This is a genomic window from Amycolatopsis sp. CA-230715 (assembly GCF_018736145.1).
Taxonomy (GTDB): domain Bacteria; phylum Actinomycetota; class Actinomycetes; order Mycobacteriales; family Pseudonocardiaceae; genus Amycolatopsis.
The window spans coordinates 8,615,042-8,635,602 of sequence record NZ_CP059997.1 but is presented as its reverse complement, the minus strand read 5'-3'; the positions used below and the strand labels follow the sequence as shown (position 1 = coordinate 8,635,602).

General features: G+C 68.4%; 16 protein-coding genes. 11 read left to right on the top strand and 5 right to left on the bottom strand.

Annotated features, from left to right (window positions below; translation table 11 throughout):
* Position 1: 1 nt before the first annotated feature.
* Positions 2–2,479, bottom strand: coding sequence for an alkaline phosphatase family protein (locus HUW46_RS40285; protein WP_215543906.1), 2,478 nt, complete (start codon positions 2,477–2,479; stop codon positions 2–4).
* A 329-nt stretch (positions 2,480–2,808) separates the two neighbouring features.
* Between HUW46_RS40285 and HUW46_RS40280 the strand changes: the two genes are divergently transcribed.
* Positions 2,809–4,032, top strand: coding sequence for a cytochrome P450 (locus tag HUW46_RS40280; protein WP_215543905.1), 1,224 nt, complete (start codon positions 2,809–2,811; stop codon positions 4,030–4,032).
* A gap of 142 nt (positions 4,033–4,174) precedes the next feature.
* Positions 4,175–5,218 carry a methyltransferase gene (locus tag HUW46_RS40275; RefSeq protein WP_215543904.1) on the top strand — a complete coding sequence of 348 codons (1,044 nt, stop codon included), beginning with the start codon at positions 4,175–4,177 and terminating at the stop codon, positions 5,216–5,218.
* An 87-nt stretch (positions 5,219–5,305) separates the two neighbouring features.
* Here HUW46_RS40275 and HUW46_RS40270 read toward each other — a convergent pair whose 3' ends face one another.
* From HUW46_RS40270 to HUW46_RS40260, 3 genes are read right to left on the bottom strand one after another with little or no spacing between them, the layout of a single operon-like run.
* Positions 5,306–6,436 carry an acyl-CoA dehydrogenase family protein gene (locus tag HUW46_RS40270; protein ID WP_215543903.1) on the bottom strand — a complete coding sequence of 377 codons (1,131 nt, stop codon included), beginning with the start codon at positions 6,434–6,436 and terminating at the stop codon, positions 5,306–5,308.
* Positions 6,436–7,299, bottom strand: coding sequence for a 3-hydroxyacyl-CoA dehydrogenase family protein (locus HUW46_RS40265; RefSeq protein ID WP_215543902.1), 864 nt, complete (start codon positions 7,297–7,299; stop codon positions 6,436–6,438). Before HUW46_RS40265 ends, HUW46_RS40270 begins: the two co-directional genes overlap by 1 nt.
* 30 nt (positions 7,300–7,329) lie before the next feature.
* A complete protein-coding gene (locus tag HUW46_RS40260; RefSeq protein WP_215543901.1) occupies positions 7,330–8,640 on the bottom strand; it encodes an acyltransferase in 1,311 nt (436 codons plus the stop codon).
* Positions 8,641–8,820: 180 nt separating this feature from the next.
* Between HUW46_RS40260 and HUW46_RS40255 the strand changes: the two genes are divergently transcribed.
* The 9 genes from HUW46_RS40255 (at position 8,821) to HUW46_RS40215 (ending at position 17,867) form a co-directional block, all read left to right on the top strand.
* Positions 8,821–9,477: a dTDP-4-dehydrorhamnose 3,5-epimerase family protein gene (locus HUW46_RS40255; protein WP_215543900.1), complete on the top strand. Its 657-nt coding sequence runs from the start codon at positions 8,821–8,823 to the stop codon at positions 9,475–9,477.
* A 75-nt stretch (positions 9,478–9,552) separates the two neighbouring features.
* Complete coding sequence (locus HUW46_RS40250) at positions 9,553–11,001, top strand: NDP-hexose 2,3-dehydratase family protein (protein WP_215543899.1); 1,449 nt, start codon at positions 9,553–9,555, stop codon at positions 10,999–11,001.
* 48 nt (positions 11,002–11,049) lie between these two features.
* Positions 11,050–12,444: a glycosyltransferase gene (locus HUW46_RS40245; protein WP_215543898.1), complete on the top strand. Its 1,395-nt coding sequence runs from the start codon at positions 11,050–11,052 to the stop codon at positions 12,442–12,444.
* Positions 12,441–13,442, top strand: coding sequence for a Gfo/Idh/MocA family protein (locus tag HUW46_RS40240; RefSeq protein WP_215543897.1), 1,002 nt, complete (start codon positions 12,441–12,443; stop codon positions 13,440–13,442). The genes HUW46_RS40245 and HUW46_RS40240 overlap by 4 nt, the downstream gene beginning before the upstream one ends.
* The gene (locus tag HUW46_RS40235) at positions 13,423–14,388 is read left to right on the top strand and encodes an NAD-dependent epimerase/dehydratase family protein (RefSeq protein WP_215543896.1); all 966 of its coding nucleotides are present in this window, start codon (positions 13,423–13,425) and stop codon (positions 14,386–14,388) included. Before HUW46_RS40240 ends, HUW46_RS40235 begins: the two co-directional genes overlap by 20 nt.
* A gap of 29 nt (positions 14,389–14,417) precedes the next feature.
* Entirely contained in the window at positions 14,418–15,722 is a 1,305-nt protein-coding gene (rfbH, locus tag HUW46_RS40230) for a lipopolysaccharide biosynthesis protein RfbH (protein ID WP_215543895.1), read from the top strand.
* A 100-nt stretch (positions 15,723–15,822) separates the two neighbouring features.
* The gene (locus HUW46_RS40225) at positions 15,823–16,122 is read left to right on the top strand and encodes an acyl carrier protein (protein WP_254125423.1); all 300 of its coding nucleotides are present in this window, start codon (positions 15,823–15,825) and stop codon (positions 16,120–16,122) included.
* Positions 16,115–17,209, top strand: coding sequence for an HAD-IIIC family phosphatase (locus tag HUW46_RS40220; protein ID WP_254125422.1), 1,095 nt, complete (start codon positions 16,115–16,117; stop codon positions 17,207–17,209). Before HUW46_RS40225 ends, HUW46_RS40220 begins: the two co-directional genes overlap by 8 nt.
* Positions 17,202–17,867: a class I SAM-dependent methyltransferase gene (locus HUW46_RS40215; RefSeq protein WP_215543894.1), complete on the top strand. Its 666-nt coding sequence runs from the start codon at positions 17,202–17,204 to the stop codon at positions 17,865–17,867. Before HUW46_RS40220 ends, HUW46_RS40215 begins: the two co-directional genes overlap by 8 nt.
* A 67-nt stretch (positions 17,868–17,934) precedes the next feature.
* On the opposite strand, the gene HUW46_RS40210 is transcribed toward HUW46_RS40215, so the two are convergent.
* The gene (locus HUW46_RS40210; RefSeq protein ID WP_215543893.1) at positions 17,935–20,376 is read right to left on the bottom strand and encodes an AfsR/SARP family transcriptional regulator; all 2,442 of its coding nucleotides are present in this window, start codon (positions 20,374–20,376) and stop codon (positions 17,935–17,937) included.
* Positions 20,377–20,561 lie beyond the last annotated feature (185 nt).

Here is a 20,561-nt window from a genome sequence, read left to right as displayed (position 1 = left end):
GTTACGAGCCCACCAGCACGACGTCGCTCGGCTCGGCGGAGAGGCCGAGCGGTACGCGCGCGACGATCTTGAGGCTCTTCGCGTCGATCGCGACCACCGTGCTGGAGGCGTTGGTGGTCAGCCACACCTCGTCCTTGCCCGCGGTGATCCCGGTCGGGATGTGCCCGACGGCCGCCACGGTGCCCCGGACGCGCCTGCTCCCGGTGTCGATCACCGACACGGTGTCGGCGTTGGCGTTCGTGACGTACGCGGCGTGCCCGTCAGTACTGATCGCGACCTTCCACGGCGCCTCCCCCACCGGGACGCGCGCGATCACCGCGGCCGTGCGCGTGTCGAGCACGGAAACCGTGCGCTCCCAGGTATTCACGACGTAGACCTGGCGCCCGTCCGGTGTCACCGCGACGCCGCCCGCCCGTGCCTGGTCGGCGAGCCTGGTACGCACCTTGCCCGTCTCGATGTCCACAACGGACAGACCGTCGAAACAGGTGGCGTAGAGGGTCTTGCCGTCGGGGCTGACCGCGACGGCGTGCGGGGCGAGCCCCGCTTCGATAGTCGCGGATACCTTGCCCGCCGCCGTGTCGAGCACGGAGACCGTCTTGGACCCGCCCTGCCCGGTGTCCGGCCCGGTGTTCGCGACGAAGACGTGCTTGCCGTCCGGCGTGGCGGCGATACCGTGCGGGTAGAGGCCCACCGTGATCGAGCCCGTGATCTTGTTGGTCTTCGTGTCCACAACGGACACATCGCTCGCCCCGGAGTTGGTCACGTACAACCGGTTCCCCGCCTTGACCATGCCGTACGGGTTCGTCCCCACGTCGATACCGCCGACCAGCTTGTGCTTCGCCGCGTCGATGACGGAGATCGTGTAGTTCACGATCCCGCACGCGTACACCCGCTTCGTCGCGGTCACGTCGGCACCGGCGACGGCCGCGGGCACGCCGGGGAAGCTCGTGTCGCCGAACCCGTCGGGGAAATCGGCGCGATGCGTCGTCGCGCTTTCGACCACGCGGCTCGTCGTCTGCGCCCTCGATCCGCTCAACGCCGTGGCGGCGGTGGCGGGACGCGCCTTCGCGGCGGTGTGGCCCTGCGTCGGAGGTTTCTGGTCCTTGCCGGGGATCTTGGCCGGCGGAAGGGTCGCGACGTCGTGCTCCGCCTGCCACAGCGCGTCCTTGGTCTCCGGCAGCTTCGGGAACGGGCGGTGGCCGTCGAGACCGAGCGCCGAGGTCAGATCGCCGAAGGTGGCGCGGCGCCACGCGGAGATGTTCGGTTCGCGCACACCGGTGATCTTCTCCAGGAACTGGAGCACCGAAGTGTGATCGAACGGTTCCCGCGCGACGAAACCGCCCTGCGTCCACGGCGACACGATGACGCACGGCACCCTGATCCCGGCGCCGATCGGAACCCCGTCGACGAACTCGTCCTTCGTCCCCTTCGGCGGCGTCGGCGGGATCATGTGGTCGAACAGTCCGTCGTTCTCGTCGTAGTTCAGGATGAAGACGGTCTTGTTCCACACCTCCGGGTTCGCCGCGACCGCGTCGAGCTGCTGTGCGACGAAATCGGCACCGGAAGCGGGAAGGTAGTCGGGGTGCTCGCACTGCGGCGAGGTCGGGATGATCCACGAGACCGTGGGAAGCCGGTCGTGCAGCGCGTCGTAGGCGAACCGGTCCGCCGGTGAGATCGTCAGCCCATGCTGGTACAGCGGCGAATCCGGGCGCGCGTCCTGGTATGCGGCGAAGAACTCCAGCGGGTTGCAGCCGTAGTCGTCCTCCTCCTGGTACACGTGCCAGGACACGCCCGCCTTGGTCAGCCGCTCCGGGTAGGTCGTCCAGCGGTAGGGCTCCTTCACCACGTTGCTGGTGATCGGGCCGCCCCCGGTGCCAGCCGGGTCGATCGTGCCGGTCCAGTGGTAGAGCCGGTTCGGCCAGGTCGGCCCGAGCAGGGAACAGTGGTAGCGGTCGCAGATAGTGAAAGATTCGGCGAGCGCGAACTGGAACGGGATGTCCTCGCGCGTGTAGTAGCCCATCGTGTAAGGGCCGTGCTCGTCACCGTCCGCCGCGCGGTGCGCCGGCAGCCAGTTGTCCATCTTCCCGTTGTGCCACGCCGAATGCTGAACCTTCCACGCGTGGCTGGTGGACGGGATCGCCTGCGCGCTGGTGGTCTTCGTGTCCAGGTGGAACGGAAGCAGGTAGCCGGCCGGGTTCTTCTCGTCCGGCTGGTACAGCACCGATTTCCCGTTCGGCAGCTTCGCCATGTCCGGATCTTCGAACCCGCGCACCCCGGGCATGGTCCCGAAGTAGTGGTCGAACGACCGGTTTTCCTGCATCAGCACAACGACGTGCTTGATCTCGCTCAGCGGACCGGGTTCGCGCGGGGCCTGCGCCATCGCGCGGCGCAGGTTCGGCGGCAGCAGGCTCATCGCCGCGGCGCCGCCGAGCACGCCACCGGTCGCACCGAGCATCTTGCGCCGGGATAATTCGGGCATATCGACCGCCATTCCGTCCATCACCGCACGGCCGCGCCGGGCACGGCGCGCGCGACCCCAGTTGGTCCCGCCCGAGCACACCTGACCACACGCCGTCCCGCAACCCGACGAGAGGCGGTTTCCCCTTTTGGCACAAGGATTATTCGGGCACGACGGGCATACCAACCAGGGCAAGCGAGACGGTGCTGCTTCGGCGAAGCGTCCGGTCAACGTCGGGTCCAGATCATGTGCGTGGCCCGTACCGCTTCCTAAACTCGGCCCGAGAAGGTTTCACCGGCCAGCTCCGGCCAATCTGCTCCCATCGGCCTGGACCGAGAAGGACCTGTCGCATGAATCCTGAAAACGTGCCGAACTACCCGTTCGAGCCGGCCGTCGCGTTGGCACCACCGGCGGAATGGGGCGAGCTCCGAGCCCGGTGCCCGGTCGCCAAGGTGCGTTTGCCGAGTGGCGACATCGCGGGCCTGGTGACCGGTTACGAGGATGCCCGCGAGGTGATGGGCTACCCGAGGTTCATACCCGAGGCCGCGGCCGAATCCGTCGAAGGCCCGGCGCGCAGGGCGGACACCGACGACGGCGGGGTCTTCAAACAGCACCGGGAAGACGGTGTCGACCTCGCCAACACCGAGCGGTTGTTGCGCTGGCGGCGTTTGCTAGCCGCCGCGTTGATGGACCGCAGGATGGAGGCCTGGCACGCGCCGGTCCAGCGGATGGTCGACGAGTTGGTGGACACGATGGTCGCCGACGGCTCTCCCGCCGATCTGATGGCGGCAGTGGGGATTCCCCTGCCCGCCCAGGTGGTGTGCACGCTGCTTGGCATACCGCTGTCCGAACAGGACAAGATCGTCAGGTGGTCGGACATCAATTCCCTCCTGACGAAATTCGGTCAGGAGGAGGTCGACCGGGTCCGGGTGGAAATGTACGAGTACATGTCCGGCCTGGTCGAGCAGAAGCTCGCGAAACCGGGCGAGGACGTGTATTCCAGGCTCATCGAGCTGTCCGAGAGCGCGGACGAAGGCCTCAACCGGATGGAGCTCGTCTACACGGGCATCGGCCTGGTGATAGCGGCATACGAGAACACTTCGCAGATGATCGGGAAAATGATGGCGATGCTGCTGGCGGACCGGCAGCACTTCGAAGCGGTGGTCGCCGATCCCGACACGATCCCGGGCACCGTGGACGAAACGATCCGTCTCGACACCAACGTCGGGGTCGGGATGCTCCGCCTGATCACCGAGGACATCGAAGTGGGTGGCGAGCCGGTCGGCGCGGGCACCACGCTGGTCGTCAACCCCGGCCTGGTCAACCGGGACGAGCGCAGGTTCGCCGACCCGGACGTGCTGGATCCGCACCGGAACAGCGGCACCCTCATCAACTTCGGTACCGGCAGGCACACCTGCCTGGGGCAGACGCTGGCACGGATCGAACTCCAGACCGTTCTCGGCACCCTCGCCCGCAGACTGCCTACCTTGACCCTGCGCGACTCTCCGGACGAACTCCCGTTGTGCACGGGATTGACCAGCGCCGGGTTCGCCAATCTGTGGGTGACGTGGTGACGCCACGTTCCCGCACCCGCGGATCGGCACATCCGGTGCGCGCGCCACGAATCACCGAGCGACCCCCGACCTCCATCGAGGCGGTCGCGTACCGGAGCCGATTGTCAACACTTCACCTGGCAGTATGCGGAAGGAAGCTCACGTGACCGAGTCCATCTATTCCTTGACCAAGGCGCAGGAACGACTGCTCCCCCTGTTGAACGGCGCGATGATCACCCAGGTGGTGGCGGTGGCCGTGCGGCTGGAGCTGGCCAACGCGATCGCCGAGGAGGGGACCCATGTGGACGTCCTCGCCGAGGGATGCGACCTTCCGCCGGCGAGACTGACCCGGCTGATGCGCGCGCTGGTCGGGCTCGGTCTGTGCACCGAGCCCGAGCCAGGGCGCTTCGGGCTCACCGAGGTCGGTTCGCTGTTGCGCACCGACAACCCCGATTCGTTGCGCGACTACGCGAAGCTCATCGTCGCCCCGACGACGCACGAGTACTGGGCCCAGCTCGAAACCAGCCTCCGCACCGGCCGCGCCGGCGTGGAGCTGGTCACCGGCAAGTCGGTGTTCGAGGTGATCGCGGACGACCCCGAGGTGGCGGCCACGTTCAACGAGGGCATGGGCTACGTCACCAAGGAGACCGCCAAGCTCCTCCCCGAGTACTACGACTTCAGCCGATTCCGCACGGTGGCCGATATCGGCGGGCGCGGCGGCATCCTGATCTCCACCGTCCTCGCCGCCTGCCCTCACCTGAAGGGCATCCTGTTCGACACCGTCGAAGGCATCTCCCAAGCGAACAAGATCGTGGGAGCCGCTGGTGTCTCCAGGCGCTGCACGATCACCTCGGGCAGTTTCTTCGACGCGGTGCCTGCCGGCGCCGAGCTGTACATGATCAAGAGCGTGCTCCACGACTGGGACGACGATGACGCCATCACCATTCTGCGCCGCTGCCGCGAGGTGATACCCGCCGACGGCCGGTTGTTGATCATCGACCCGGTCTTGACGGCCACCTCGGCTTCCGCCAATTTCGCGATGCACCCCTACCTCGTCGACCTGCACCAGCTCATTGTCGCCGGTGGCAAGGAACGCACGCGTGCCGAATGGGAACACTTGTGCGCGGAGGCGCAATTCGAGCTGCTCGAAGTCAGGACGCTGCCGGCGCACCTCGATGTCAGCCTGATCGAGGCGAAACCGGCCTGAACCGGGCGCGGGTACGACCGCCGGTCGTACCCGCCCCGAGGCGGCCGGACATCGTACGACGAGGAAACCGGATTCGACAGCGAGCCGTTACGACGGCATCGCGGCCGCGTGCTGCGCGAGTAACAGCTGACAGAGTTCGTTGCTGCCCTCGATGATCTCCATCAGTTTCGCGTCCCGGTACGCACGTGCCACCACGTGGCCGTCGAGTGCACCGGCGGACGCGAGAACCTGCGCGGCGAGAGCGGCGCCCTTGCTCGCGTTGGTCGCACCGACGTACTTCGCGAGCACGACCGCCATCACCAGCTCCGGAGAATTCGCGTCCCAGCAAGCACTCGCGCGCTCGCAAGCTCGCAACACCGTCTGCTCCGCGACGTAGAGCTCCGCGATGTGCCCTGCCACCAGTTGGTGGGCGATGAGCGGTTTGCCGAACTGGGACCGGGCCCCGGCATGTCGCGCGGCCGCTTCCCGGCACGCGCTGAGAATGCCCGCGCAGCCCCAAGCCACGGAGAACCGCCCGTACGCCAGCGCGGTCGTGACCAGCAAGGGCATCGGCAGCCCGGTGGTGCCGCCCAGCACACTCGTGCCCGGCAGGCGCACGTCGCTGAACCCGACGTTGGCGTGGCCTGCCGCACGGCATCCCATCGGATTGGCGATCCTGTCCACCTCGACCCCGGCGGCGGAAGTGGGCACGAGCACCGCGGCGCCACCGCCGGCGCAGCGCCCGAAGACCACGAGCTGGTCCGCGTACGCCGCCGCGGTGACCCACACCTTGTTCCCGTTGAGCACGACGGAATCGCCGTCCACTTCGATCGTGGTGTCCATTGCGGACAGATCGGAGCCTGCCCCGCGCTCGCTGAAGGCGACCGCTGCCAGCCTTCCGCCGACGAGCTGCGGCAACAGCTCGGCGGTCTGACCGGTGTCAGCCAGGCGCTGGATGGTCCACGCCGCCATGCCTTGGGAAGTCATCACACTGCGCACCGAACCGCACCGGGTGCCCACGTGCGCGGTCAGGCGACCGTTGTCGAGGCTGGTCAAAGCGAGACCACCCTGCGCCGCAGCCACCTGACCGCACAGCACACCGCGGGCGCCTAGTTCGCGAAGCAACTCCTCGGGGAGGCGACCGTCCATGTCCCACTGATCCGCTCCCTCGCCGAGGAGCCCGTCGACCTCGGCGAGCAACTCTGTCAACCCCGGCTCGCGCGCCGCCCGGCCGGTCATCAGAACATCGCCTCCTCGTAGCGGTAGAAGCCGCGACCGGTCTTGCGCCCGAGCTCACCATCGCGCACCTTCGCCAGGAGGAGATCGCAAGGACGGCAGGCCTCGTCACCGGTCCGTTCGTGCAGTGCGAGCAACGAGTCGACCAGGTTGTCCAGCCCGATCAGATCGCCGGTGCGCAGCGGACCGGTGCGGTGCCCGAGGCACCCCTGCATCAACTGGTCGACCTCCTCGGCCGCGGCGATGCCTTCGCCGACGAGGTTCGCCGCCTTGTTGATCATCGGGTGCAGCAGCCTGCTGGTCACGAAACCGGGCGCGTCCCGCACGATCACGGCCCGCCTGCGCAAGGTCGCGAGCAAGTCGAGCAACGCGTCCACCGTCACATCGGAGGTCTTCGGGCCCCTGCTCACTTCGACCATCGTGATCAGGTACGACGGATTCATGAAATGCGTGCCGACCAGATCCCGCGGCACCGGCACGGAACCGGCCAACTCACCGATCGGGATGCCCGAGGTGTTGGAGACCAAAGGCACCCCCGGACCGACCACACCCGACACCTCGCCGAGCACCGCCGCCTTGACCTCAGGCGACTCGGTCACCGCTTCGATCACCGCGGACGCACCGTCCACTCCGGACAGGTCGGTCGTGGTGACGAGGCTCCCGGGCGTCGTGCCCTCGGGCAAAGCGCCCATGAGCTGCGCGTGCCGCGACTGCTGGGCGATCCGGCGACGGCCGGTTTCGAGCGCCACCTCGTCGACGTCGACCAGGACGACGGATACGCCGTGCCCGATCGCCAGGGTGGCGATGCCCGATCCCATCACCCCGGCGCCGACGACAGCGATCCGCTCGTGCCACTGCTCGTTCATCCCGTGACGCACCTCGTATCCGTCTCGCTCTCACAGCGCATGCGGTACCAACGGGGAAACCGCGTCGTGATCCGCGCGATAGCGGTGCATCGCGGCTCCCGCCCCGGGTGTCCGAAGCCGGGCGGCCAGGTACTCCGGGACCCCGATCGTGCAGATCAGCCCGGCACGGTCCGGTCCCTCGCTGAGCAGCCCCATCCAGGGGAACGCCATATCGCCGCGCGGCGAAAAGAACCTCGGACGGTTTCCGTCGAAAGTGATGTCGTACGCACCGAAACCGGCCCAATTGGTGAGCACGGTGCTCGGCCGCTCGGAAAGGACCGCCGTGGGAACGAACGTCTGCAGGAACCGCCGGTCCGGCTTCGCCAGGAACTCGAGGTTCGCGCGCAGGTTCAGATGGGACACGGGGTAGCCCTCGATCGCGCCGCGGAGCGAGGCGGCCAACCGCTCCGGCGAGATGTCCGGAGCGTACGGCAGTTCGATCTTCCCCAGCAGGTTCCCGATCACCGAAGCGGACAGCCCCAGCGGACGGCGGATGTTGACCGGCACAGTCAGGTCCCGCGCCTTCGGCGGATCTTCCAGCCCGGCGAGCGAAGTCAGCACGTGCGCGCTCACCGCGTCGCTAGCGGACAGCCAGCGTCCCGCCTTGACGCGGAGGGCGTCGCGCAGGCGTGCCACCTCCGCCTCGGTGAAGGCGAGTTGAACGGTCTCCGTCGGCTGCGCCGCGGAGGAACTGAGCCGCCGCATGATTCCCTCGGCGTCTCCCGGACCGATCTCCGTGTAGTCCGCGGCGACGTCGCCCTGCGGAGGAAGCACCCGATCCAAGAACGCATCTCGGTCGTCGACGATGTCGACGGCCGGGATCTCCCCGCCATCGACGCAAGCCGACCACGCCCGCATCAACAACATGAAGCTGTGGGTGTCGCCAACGGTGTGGTTCCACGAACACCCCACCACGGTCCCGCCGTCGGCCAACCGGCTCACCCTGATCGCCAGCAACGGCAGTTCCCCGGCGCCGGTCGGCTCCGACGGATACCCGAACGCACCGGCAAGGGTGATCGTGTCCGCCAGCGTCCGGTCCACCTCGGTCACCGTCATCGGCACGCCGGAGTCCGAACACACGATCTCCGCCGAAGCGGTGTCGCCGCGTATGCGGCCACCGAATACGGGAACCAGGTCCAGTGCGCGGGAAAGCCCGTCGGCGAGCCGGTCCACATCGAGCGTCCGGTCGTAGAAGAAGGTGGCGACCACGGCCATGTCGATGGTCATCGAGTCGATCAGTCCACATCGGACGACCGCACCGGAAGCCCTGCCTGCTTTGATCACGCGCGTCGCCGAGTCCATGCCACCCCTCACCGGAAAGTCGGCTCCACATTAGGCGGGGCCGCTTGCAAAAGCCTTGCACTGCCTCGCGAATCCGACGTTGCCCCGAAATGTCCACCACGTACGCGCGCCCGGTCTTGCCGCCACCACGGCCCGGCGGGCACGATCCGGATTCCACACGCCCGACGAAGGCGAGGAGCGATGGACATCCGTCCGTTGAATGTGCTCGACGCGTACCAGGTGACCCCGGTCCAAGCGGCCGACCGGCGCGGGGCGTTTTTCGAGTCCGTCCGCTTCAGCGCGCTTTCCCAAGTGGTCGGACACCCGGTGCGGATCAGCCAGGTGAATTTCTCGGTGTCCAGGAAGAACACGCTACGCGGCATTCACGGCACCGCACTGCCGCCGGGGCAGGCGAAGTTCGTGACCTGCGTGCGCGGCGCGGTGCTGGACGCAGTGGTAGACCTGCGAGTGGGTTCGCCGACCTTCGGCCAATACGCGGTCGTGCCGCTGGACGAGGAGTCGGGAGCCGCGGTCTACATAGCCGACGGCCTCGGTCACGCGTTCCTCGCGCGCACGGACGGCGCCCGGATGGCCTATTTCTGCTCGACCGAGTACACGCCGGCGGCCGTGCTCGAAATCGACGCGCTGGACCCCGACATCGGTTTGCCCTGGGGCCTGAGCGAGGAACCGATCCGGTCCGCGAAAGACCTCAAGGCGCCCCCTCTGGCGGATCTCGCCGACCGGCGGCTCCTGCCCACCTACGCCGAGTTCCAACGCGCGTACCGGTCCTCGCGCGTCGAGGAAACGTCGGTCGAACTGCCCGCGCTCGGCATGTCCACACCTCCACCGGCACCGTGATCGTTGACAGGCCGCGATTCGGGAGGCACCCGTGAACCGTTTCGACATCCGCATCCGGCCGGCGACGGAGCGGCCATGAGCATCCATCTGCCTGCCGACCGGCCGGACACCGGCGAGGACCTGGACACCGCGTTCCGCTTCCTGGTCTCGGCCAGCGCCGCCGACAGTCCGGTGACCCCGCTGGCCGAGTTCCACCGGTGGTTCGCCGAGCGGACCGAGCGGATGAGCCAGGTCGAGGTCGACCGGATCCCGTTCGCGGACATGGCGGGCTGGCGGTTCCAGTTCGACACCGGCAACCTCGTGCACGAGTCCGGCCGCTTCTTCACCATCGAGGGACTGCGAGTGCGCACCGATCGCTCCTGGGTGAGCACGTGGACCCAGCCGATCATCGTGCAGCCGGAGGTCGGGATACTCGGCATTCTGGTCAAGGAGTTCGACGGGGTACTGCACTGCCTGGTGCAAGCCAAGGTGGAGCCGGGCAACGTGAACCTCGTCGAGGTGTCCCCGACCGTGCAGGCCACCCGCAGCAACTACACCAGGGTGCACAACGGGGCCGAGGTCCCCTATCTCGACCTCTTCCGCAACCGGCGCGGCGCACGAGTGCTGGTCGACGTGCTCCAATCCGAGCAGGGCTCGTGGTTTCTGCACAAGCGCAACCGGAACATGGTGCTCGAGGTCTTCGAGGACGTGCCGCACCACGAGGACTTCCAATGGCTCACGCTCGGTCAGATCCGCCAGCTGCTGCGGTTGCCCCACGTGATCAACATGGACACCAGGACGGTGCTTTCGTGCGTGCCGACCACCTTTTCCGGACGCGCACCGGAACCGACCGGCTCCGGCTTCACCGCCGACGTCCGCCGGTCGATGTCCGTGCGGGCGCGCCCGCTGCACAGCATGCGAGAGGTGCTCAGCTGGCTCACCGACGTGCGGACCCGCCGGGAACTGGTGCAGCAGCGCGTCCCGTTGCACTGCGCCGCCGAAAGCGGCTGGCTGCGCACCAAGGACGAGATCGCCCATCCTGATGGCAAGTTCTTCACCGTCGTCGCGGTGGACGTCCGGTCGGCGGGCAGGGAGATCGCTTCCTGGTCCCAACCGCTGGTGGCGCCGAACGAGTCCGGGCTGCTCGCGTTCCTCGCCAAGCGGATCAACGGTGTGCTGCACGTTCTGGTACAGGCCAGGGTCGACGCGGGCTCCCTGAACGTCGCGGAGATGGCGCCCACCGTGCACTGTCAACCGGGGAACTACGCCGACGTGCCGGAGGAGCACCGGCCGCGGTACCTCGACGAGGTGCTCGCCGCGCCGGCGTCTCGCATCCGCTACGACGCCATGCAGTCCGAGGAGGGAGGGCGTTTCTACCACGCCAAGAACAGGTACCTCGTGATCGACGCACCGGACGGCTTCCCCGACGCGGCCCCGCCGGACTACCTCTGGATGACGCTCAACCAGCTGTCGAGCCTGCTCCTGCACAGCAACTACCTCAACGTCGAACTGCGCAGCCTGCTGGCCTGCATCCAAGCGGTGTGATCGACGGTCCGCGCCAGCCACTCGCACGGGAAAGGGTCCCCGCAGACGATGACAGCACATACGCCACCGCCGGTCCTGTTCACCAGCCTGTCGCACCCGGGGATGTTCTACCCGACCGCGGGGATCGTCGGCGAGTTGGCCCGCAGGGGTGTGGAGGGGCTGTGGTTCGGCAGCACCGACGACCGCAAGGCCGAGATCGAAGCCCTGTCGCGGCGCAGCGAGGTCCGGTTCGTCTCGCTCGGCCCGTACCTCCCGCAGCTGCAACCGGGCAGGTGGAGTGACGACGTACTGCACGCCCTGAACGCCAGGTCGCGGTTGCGCGCGTTCGCCGCCCTGATGGACCGTGACGTGTTCGGCAAGGCGAACAGCGACGTTCCCGAGGTCCGGGAAGCGAACTTCTACCAGCGCGCCCTCGACGCCCTCGACCACGTGCAACCGGGACTCGTCGTGATCGACACCTCGAACATGTGGATGTTCGACGCCGTCGACGCGAGGAACTTGCCCTACGTCGTGAACTCGCCGACGGTGGTGAGCTACATGTACCCCAAGCCGTTCAGCTGGACCTATCCCTGCTCGTTCTCCGGGCTCCCCCACCCGATGACACTGCGGCAGAAACTGGTCAACGCGGCCTTCTCGATAGGCCGTTTCGGCGTCTTCCTCGCGCCGCAACGGGCCAAGGCCGCCAAGGACTTCGCGCGCACGCGCCGAGAGCTGGGCATCGCGAACGCCACCAACAACATGGCCAAGCGCGGCGACGCCGCCGAGTCGATCATCGGCCACTCGCTGTTCGGTGTGGAATTCCCCTTCGAGTGGGCACCGAAGAACCTGCACATGATCGGGACCGTGCTGCCCGCGCCGAGCGAGGACTGGCCGACCAGCGAAATCGCGGCCTGGCTCGATGCGCACCCGTCGGTGCTCTACTTCTCCCTCGGCACGATGAGCAGGCCCTCGCGCGAACAAATAGCCGCGCTGGTCGACGCCGCCGGTCGCCTCGCCGGGCGGCACCACGTGCTCTGGAGCCTGCCCGAGTCCCAACGGCACCTGCTTCCCGACGGGCTCCCCGCCAACGTGCGGATCGAACGCTGGGTGCCGCAGGCCGAGGTGCTCGCCCACCCGCACGTGCGGGCGTTCCTGTCCCACGGCGGCAACGGGGCGCACCAGGGCCTGCACTTCGGCAAGCCCCTGCTGTTGCTGACCCATCTGTGGGAAGTCCGGGACAACGCCGTGCGGTTCGTGGGCGGCGGTTCGGCACTCCAGGTCGACGACCCGTGGGATGTCGACCCCGCGGAGGTGGCGGACAAACTACATCGCCTCGTCACCGAACCCCGCTTCGGGGAACGGGCCCGGTACTGGCAGGAGCGCTACCACGAAGCGGGCGGCGCGTCCGCCGCCGCCGAGATCGTGCTGCGCCACCGCGACGCCCTCACCGGTGCGGCCCGATGACCGGACCCGCCATCCGCTTCGGCGTCCTCGGCTGCGCCGACGTCGCCATCCGCAAGACGCTGCCCGTACTCGCCCACCATCCCGGTGTGCGCCTGGTCGCGGTGTCCAGCAGGTCCGCGGACAAGGCCGTGGCCACCGCTGCGACGTTCGGCTGCGAGCCGGTCACCGGCTACCGGCGGCTGCTCGACCGGCCCGACATCGACGCCGTCTACATACCGTTGCCGCCGGCACTGCACGCGACCTGGATCGACGCCGCCCTGCGCGCCGGTAAGCACGTACTGGCGGAGAAACCGCTGACGCCGACCAGCTCGCAGACCCGCGCGCTGGCGGACCTGGCGGCCGAGAGCGGCCTCGTGCTGATGGAAAACGTCGCATTCCCGTACCACCGCAGGCATCGCCAGGTACTCGAACTGGTCGCCAGCGGCCGGATCGGCGACCCGGTCGCGTTCACCGGATCGTTCACGGTCCCACCGAGGCCGGCCGGGGATATCCGGCACTCGGCCGAACTCGGCGGCGGTGCCCTGCTGGACGCCGCTGTCTACCCGGCCGTGGCCGCGCAACTGGTGCTCGGCGAAGACCTGAGAGTGGCGGGAGCCGTGCTGCGACAGGGCTCCAGTGGCGTCGACGTCGCCGGAGCGGCACTGCTCGGCAGGAGCGATGGCGCGACCGCCCAACTCACCTTCGGGATGCACCACCAGTACACCTCGGAATACCAGATCCTCGGCACCCTCGGGCGCATCACGGTCGGGCACGCGTTCCACCTCCCGGCGGGCGCGGACTCGGAGATTCGCGTCCACGAACGGGGATACGAGCCCCACGAGTCCATCCCGGTCGCGGCGGACGACCAGTGCGGCAACGCCGCGGCCGCGTTCGTCCGCGCCGTCCTCACCGACCGCGGCGGCCCGATCGGGAGCACGCTCGTGCCCACCGCGAGGGTGCTGGAAGAGATACGGCACAAGGCGATCCCGGGAGGTGGGGATGTCCGCATCGACCGGTGACCGGGTTGTCGTACTCGGCGGCGCGGGGTTCGTCGGGCGGCACGTCTGCGCCGAATTCGCCTCGGCCGGCTGGGATGTCATGGCCGTCACCTGGCGCCGCGTCAACCCGGCCGTCGCCAAGTGCGTACGCGTGGACCTGGCTGCCGCCGAGGACGAGCAGCTCACCGGGGTGCTCACCGAGCTGGGCCCGGCGGTGGTGGTGAATTGCGCTGGGGTGGTGTGGAGCCGGTCGGCGCAGGACATGCGGCGGTCCAACGTACTGCTGACCGAACGGGTGCTGCGCGCACTCAGCGGCACGCCCGGCCGACCTCGCCTGGTGCAGGTCGGCTCCGTCGCGGAGTACGCGAGCGCGCCACCGCCCACCCTGCTCTCCGAGGATTTCCCGCTGGAAACCCGTTCCGCCTACGGGAGCACGAAAGCGGAAGCGTCCACGGCTGTGCTCGCGGCCGCCAAGGACGGCCGGATCGACGGAATCGTGCTCCGCGTCGCGCAGGTGCTCGGCGCCGGGGTACCGGAGGAGAGCCTGCTCGGCAGAGTGGCCGCGCAGTTGACCGCTCCCGCGCCGGCGGCGGTCCGAGTGGTGCGACTGCCACCGCTGGACGCCGTTCGCGATTTCGTCGACGCCAGGGACACCGCGCGCGCAGTCGTGGCGGCCGCGGTGACCACGCACACCGGCCGCGCGATCAACATCGGCCGCGGCGAACCGGTCGTGGTGCGGGACCTTGTCCAGCAGCTCGTCGACACCAGCGCGGTACCTGCCCGTATCGAGGAGCATCCGGTCGAGGACGACGGAAGGGCACTGCGGCAGACGAACTCGCGGTGGCAGGTTGTCCACAATGGACTGGCGCGGAGCCTGCTCGGCTGGCGGCCCTCGGTGTCGCTTGAGGACTCGATCGAAGCGGTCTGGGTGGCCGCCTCGGCGCGGCACCCGTTCGCAGCCAGCTGAACGCACCGAACAGAGAGGGGTGATCGCCGGTGGACGTCGGCGAAAGCAAGGCGCAGATCCTCAAGTTGGTGCGTGAGTACCACCGCCAGCGCGAAACCGGGCAATTCGTGCCCGGCACGACACCGGTGCTGTCCTCCGGGGCCGTGCTGGACGAACAGGACAGGGCGTCCTTGGTCGAAGCCGCGCTCGATCTTCGCATCGCCGCGGGCGTGCACTCCCGCCGGTTCGAGCGCGAACTGGCGCGGACGTTCGGACTGCGCAAGGCACACCTGACCAACTCGGGGTCGTCGGCGAACCTGCTGGCGTTGTCCGCGCTGACTTCGCCCGCGCTGGAGGATCGTCGGCTGGTGCCCGGCGACGAAGTGATCACCGTCGCGGCCGGCTTCCCCACCACGGTGAACCCGATCGTGCAGAACGGTCTGGTGCCGGTGTTCGTGGATATCGAACTCGGCACGTACAACACGACCCCGGACCGGATCGCCGCCGCGATCGGGCCGCGCACCAAGGCCATCATGATCGCGCACGCGCTGGGCAATCCGTTCGCCGTGGCCGAGGTCGCCGAGCTCGCGGCCGACCGTGACCTGTTCCTGGTCGAAGACAACTGCGACGCCGTCGGCTCGACCTACCGTGGCCGGCTTACCGGTACCTTCGGCGATCTCGCGACGGTGAGCTTCTACCCCGCCCACCACATCACCGTCGGTGAGGGCGGCTGCGTGCTCACCGACAACCTGGCGCTGGCCAGGATCGTGGAGCAACTGCGCGACTGGGGACGGGACTGCTGGTGCGAACCGGGCGAGGACGACACCTGCTTCAAGCGGTTCGACTTCCAGCTCGGCACGCTGCCCCGCGGTTACGACCACAAGTACGTCTTCTCGCACGTCGGGTACAACCTGAAGTCCACCGATCTCCAGGCGGCGCTGGGGTTGAGCCAGCTGGCCAAACTGCCGGGGTTCGGCGAGGCCCGCCGCGCCAACTGGCGGCGGTTGCGGGACGCGTTGGACGGCCTGCCGTGGCTGCTGCTGCCGGAGCCGACCCCGGGATCGGATCCGAGCTGGTTCGGATTCGTGTTGACCATCCAGCCGGGCAGCCCGTTCACCCTTCGGGAACTGGTGTCCTTCATGGAATCCAGGAAGATCAGCACCCGCCGGTTCTTCGGCGGCAACCTCACCCGCCATCCCGCCTACCTGGACGTCCCGTACCGGGTGGCCGGCGAGTTGACCAACGCCGACGCGGTCACCGAGCGGACCTTCTGGATCGGCGTCTACCCCGGTATCACCGCGGAGATGATCGACTTCGTCGCGGCTTCCATTCGGGAGTTCGTGCTGGCGCGATGAAAGGCTGACGCAAGGAGCGCCGACCTAGCATCGGTGGCGCAAACGGTGAGGACAGCTCCGGCTCCGCGAGCCGGATTCCGACGAAGACGGGGGACCCGTCGTGACTACGACACCTGACGAGCGGTCGGCAGACGATGTGGACGGGGAAGGAATTCAGCGGGACCTCCTGGCCTTCCTCGAAGAACGCACGAAGCTTCAGTGGGCACCCGACGTCGATCTGTTCGAGTCGCGCGAGCTGTCGTCCATGTTCGCCATGGAACTGGTGGTGTTCCTCGAACAGCGGTTCGGCGTGGAGATCGTGGGCTCGGATCTCAACCTGGCCAACTTCCGCACGGTGCTGCTCATGGTGGACCTGGTCCGGCGCCTCCGGCTCGCCCGCGCCGAGCAGACCGGTGTCTGATCCCGTGGCGGGCACCAGCCCGCCGCCACCGGTGAAGTGCCTGGTCTGGGATCTGGACAACACGCTGTGGCGGGGCACGCTGCTCGAGGGAGACCGGCCCGTGCTGCGGCCGTCGATCCGGGAGGTGATCGTCGAGCTCGACGCGCGGGGCGTCCTGCACGCGGTGGCCAGCCGCAACGACCACGACGAAGCGTGGAAAGCACTGCACGGCCTGGGGATCGCGGACTACTTCGTGGCGGCGAGGATCGGGTGGGGGCGTAAGTCCGACTCGGTCCGCGAGATCGCGGAGCAACTCGACTTCGCTCCCCGCACGGTGGCGTTCATCGACGACCAGCACACCGAACGCGCCGAGGTCCGGTTCCACCTGCCCGAGGTTCGCTGCTACCGGGCCGAATCCGCCACCGGCCTGCTCGGTCTGCCGGAGTTCAGCCCGGCCAAGATCACCGCCGACTCCGCGCGCCGGCGCGAGATGTACCGAGCCAAGGAGCGCCGGGAATCCTCGCGAGCCGCGTTCACCGGACCCGACGAAGAGTTCGTCAGGTCACTGGAAATGGTGCTCGAACTCCGTCAGGCGGGAGAGTCGGACCTCGCGCGGGTCGAGGAACTCACGCTGCGCACGAGCCAGATGAACGCGACCGGGGTGCACTACTCCGAAAGCGACCTGCGAACGCTGCTCGACGATCCGGAGCACGACGTGCTGGTCGCGACCCTCGACGACCGCTTCGGAACGCACGGCGCGGTAGGCATCATGCTCGTCCGGCCGACCGGGCCGGTGTGGCACCTGAAGCTGCTGGCCACCTCGTGCCGCGTGGTCTCCTTCGGCGTCGGTTCCATCATCCTGAACTGGCTGATCGACCGGGCCGCCGCGGCCGGAGCGCATCTGGTCGCCGATTTCCGCCGCACCGACCGGAACCGGATCATGGAGGTCACGTACCGGTTCGCCGGCTTCGCCGAGGATCCGTGCGCGTGCCACGGCGCAGTCGGTCCCGAGCGCCTCCACCTGCGCTGCGCACCGCAGCCGCCGCCCTCGACCATGCGGGTGCTCGCGCCGGACCTGGTCCGCACCGAAGGAGGCGGCCTTGGCTGAGCAGATCGCCCACGCCGCCGAGCTTCTCGACTACGTCAGGAAGAACTCCCTGCGGGACGACCCGTTGCTGCGCGAACTGCGCGAGCGCACGGCCGAGTTGCCCGCGGGGAAGGCCATGCAGGTGAGCCCCGAAGAGGCACAGTTCCTGTCCCTGCTGGTCCGCTTGACCGACGCCGCGAACGTGGTCGAGGTCGGTACCTACACGGGGTACAGCACACTGTGCATGGCGCGCGCGCTCCCTCCGCACGGCCGCCTGGTGACCTGCGAGGTCAATCGCAAGTGGACGGACATAGCCGCCGGCTTCTGGCGGCGGGCGGGCGTCGCCGAGCGCATCGACGTACGCATCGGAGACGCCGCCGAGGCGCTTGCCGCGCTCTGCCGGGAGTGCCCCGGCTCGTTCGACATGGCGTTCATCGACGCGGACAAGGCCAGTTACCGGTCCTACTACGAGAGCTGCCTGGAACTGGTCCGCCCCGGCGGGTTGCTCGTGCTCGACAACACGCTCTTCTTCGGCAGGGTCGTGGATCCGTCCGCGCGGGACCGGGACACCTTGGGAATACGCGAAATCAACGCCGCGCTCGCCGCGGACGACCGCGTCGAGATCTCGATGCTCATGGTCGCCGACGGGATGACTCTGGCCAGGAAGAATTCGCGTTAGCCTCGAGATTCCGCGAGGCCAACGCGAATTCAGCCCTGCCGGCACCACCCATCGCCCGGATTCGCTCCTACGCCGAGTAGTTGACGCGGCGCGACGCGCAGGCGCCGGCCGAGAACGTCGATCTGCGTTGGTAGGTGACATCGATGCCGCCTAATCCGCGGTTTCGCCGCAGGGCTGCCAGCCGGTCCTGGCACTGCTCGACTCCCCACGGTTCGTCGACTTCCCGGTAGTTGGCCAACGCCCGCTGGTAATGGTCGAGGGCCTTGTCGAACTCGTACAGCCTCTCGCAAGCCGTGCCCATCGCACACAGCTCGGCCGCCTCGCCCACGAGGTCGTAGCCAGCCCGGTGGAGCAACTGGGCGCGCTGGTGCAGCCGACCGGACAACCGGTTCCGGCCCAACCACCCGGCGAGCACACCCAGGCTGCTCACCGCCCGTGCTTCACCGGCACGGGCAGCGGTGCCGGCCAAGTCGCCCAGTCTGACCGTTCCGTCGAACATGCGGCCGACGACGTGCAACCGGTCGGTCTCGCGGTCACCCAACGTCCGGACGCACTCCCACCGCGCGGAGCCGTGCTGCCGAGTGGGCGAGTTCAGGCTCGCCTGGAGAAAGCCACTGCGCTCGGTCTCCCACCACAGCACGACCTCCTCGCGGTCGGCGAAGTTTCGCCCGGCGCAGGCGGTGCGTCCCTGGTCCGGCAACGGCGCGCTGTCCGGGAACAGCACGCGATGCGCGTTGGTGCCGGTACGCAGGTAGTAGTCGAGCAGCCGGTGCAGGGCGATGACGAGTTCGTCCCGGCTCACTCGGTGGGAGTACCCGTACGAAACGAGGAGTTCGTGCATCTGGTAGCGCTCGAGTGACACGGACTCGAGCATGTTGGCGTCCACCAAGGACTCCAGCACGGACTCCGCTTCGGCGGGGGTGAGGCCGGCCAGCGCGGCCGCCGCGGCGAGGTCGAACGCGCGGCCCTGTACCAAGCTCAACAACCGGAACATCCGTTGCCGCACGGGGTTCAGGCGCAGGTACGAAGCGGCGAAGGAGCGCACCAGCCTGTTCTCCCCCGCGTCGCCCTCCGCCGCCCACAGCCGTTCCCGCCGCAGCAGGTGCCCGAGCTCCGCCACCGTCCAGGACGGCCGGTGCCGGAGCCTGGCCGCAGCCAGGTAGATCGCCAACGGAAGCTTCCCGCACAGCTCGACCACTTCGGCGACCGCTTCCGGCTCCGCCGCTCCCCTGCCGTCGGCCAGCATCGTCACGAACAACGCGATCGCCTCGGCCGTCGCAAGTGGACGCAAGAACAACGTGTGCGTCGCGTTCAACCCGATCAGCTGGTTCCTGCTGGTGACCAGGATGAGCGAGCCACTTCCACCAGGCATCAGCGGGCGCACCTGCTCGACGTCGGCCGCGTCGTCGAGCACGATCAGCATCCGCCGGCTCGAAAGCTGGTCACGCCATTTCGCGGCGCGCTGCGCCAAGGTGTCCGGGATCGCGCGTGCGGGCACCCCGGCCGACTCCAGCAACTCGGCCAACGCCTCGACGGGTTTCTTGGGCGCGTCGGTGGCGGAATGGCCGTGCAGGTCGACGAACAGCTGCCCGTCCGGGTAGAACTCGGCGAGCGCGTGGGACACGTGCACCGCGAACGCCGTCTTGCCCACCCCGGCCATCCCGTTGATCGACCCGATCAGCGCGGTGCCCTTCGCCTGCGATTTCGCGCAGGCCATCGCCATGATCAGGCTCACGTCGGCCGCCCGCCCGACGAACTCCAGGCCGGTTGCCGGGAGCGAGTTGATGGCGACGGCCGCCTGAGCCGCCGGAGAGTCCAGCTCCGCGTCCTGGCTGAGGATCTTCTGATGCAGCCGGTGCAGATCCGGTCCCGGCTCCACCGCGAGTTCGTCGACCAGTGCCTGCCGCGTCGTCCGGTACACCTGGAGCGCCTCGGCCTGCTGTCCGCGGCGGTACAGCGCACGCATCAGCAAGGCCGCCAGCCGCTCCCGCAGAGGATGCTGCAACAACAACTTGCGCAAGTCGGGGATCACGTCGGCGTCGCGCTGGAAAGCGAGCTCGATCTCCAGCCGCTCCTCCTCGGCCACGATCCTGGCGTCGTCGAGCTGCACCGCCTCGATCCGGGCGATCTTCCCGGGCAGTTCGCTCAGCGCGGGGCCGCGCCACAGGGCCAGAGCCCGCCCCAGCGCGTTACCCGCCTCTTCCAGAAGGCCGATCGTCGCGTTGGCCCGGCCGATCTCGACCTCTCTGCGGAAGACCTCGACGTCCGACTCCCCCGGCTCGACCTTGAGCCGGTAGCCGTTCGAATCGGTGCAGATCCGGTCAACGCCGTCGGTACCGGCCGCGGCGAGCCGCGTCCGCAGCCTGCAGATGTAGGAGTGCACGGTCGCCGCGCTCGCCTGCTGCCAGTCTCGGTCCCACGCGGCGTCCACCAGCGCCTTCACCGGCACCGGATGGTTCGCGTGCAGCACCAGCGTCGCCAGCAGCGCCTTGACCCTCGGACCACCCACCTGGACGACGGTGCCACCACTGCGCACTTCGAATGGCCCCAAGATACGGAATTCCACAAAGCCCCCAGAGATATGAAACCGGTCAGAGATGCGGTCCCCCCTCTGCTCGGCCATACCAAGCACGACGCCCGGCGGCTATCGATTCGACACGTTCGTCACCGGAGCCAGCGAACTCGCGAAACCAG

Excerpts from the sequence above, each read along its gene's own strand:
- HUW46_RS40240 (WP_215543897.1), top strand. The coding sequence starts at position 12,441 with ATGACCGGACCCGCCATCCGCTTCGGCGTCCTCGGCTGCGCCGACGTC.
- HUW46_RS40260 (WP_215543901.1), bottom strand. The coding sequence starts at position 8,640 with ATGGACTCGGCGACGCGCGTGATCAAAGCAGGCAGGGCTTCCGGTGCG.
- HUW46_RS40265 (WP_215543902.1), bottom strand. The coding sequence starts at position 7,299 with ATGAACGAGCAGTGGCACGAGCGGATCGCTGTCGTCGGCGCCGGGGTG.
- HUW46_RS40255 (WP_215543900.1), top strand. The coding sequence starts at position 8,821 with ATGGACATCCGTCCGTTGAATGTGCTCGACGCGTACCAGGTGACCCCG.
- HUW46_RS40270 (WP_215543903.1), bottom strand. The coding sequence starts at position 6,436 with ATGACCGGCCGGGCGGCGCGCGAGCCGGGGTTGACAGAGTTGCTCGCC.
- HUW46_RS40245 (WP_215543898.1), top strand. The coding sequence starts at position 11,050 with ATGACAGCACATACGCCACCGCCGGTCCTGTTCACCAGCCTGTCGCAC.
- HUW46_RS40235 (WP_215543896.1), top strand. The coding sequence starts at position 13,423 with ATGTCCGCATCGACCGGTGACCGGGTTGTCGTACTCGGCGGCGCGGGG.
- HUW46_RS40285 (WP_215543906.1), bottom strand. The coding sequence starts at position 2,479 with ATGCCCGAATTATCCCGGCGCAAGATGCTCGGTGCGACCGGTGGCGTG.
- HUW46_RS40250 (WP_215543899.1), top strand. The coding sequence starts at position 9,553 with ATGAGCATCCATCTGCCTGCCGACCGGCCGGACACCGGCGAGGACCTG.
- HUW46_RS40280 (WP_215543905.1), top strand. The coding sequence starts at position 2,809 with ATGAATCCTGAAAACGTGCCGAACTACCCGTTCGAGCCGGCCGTCGCG.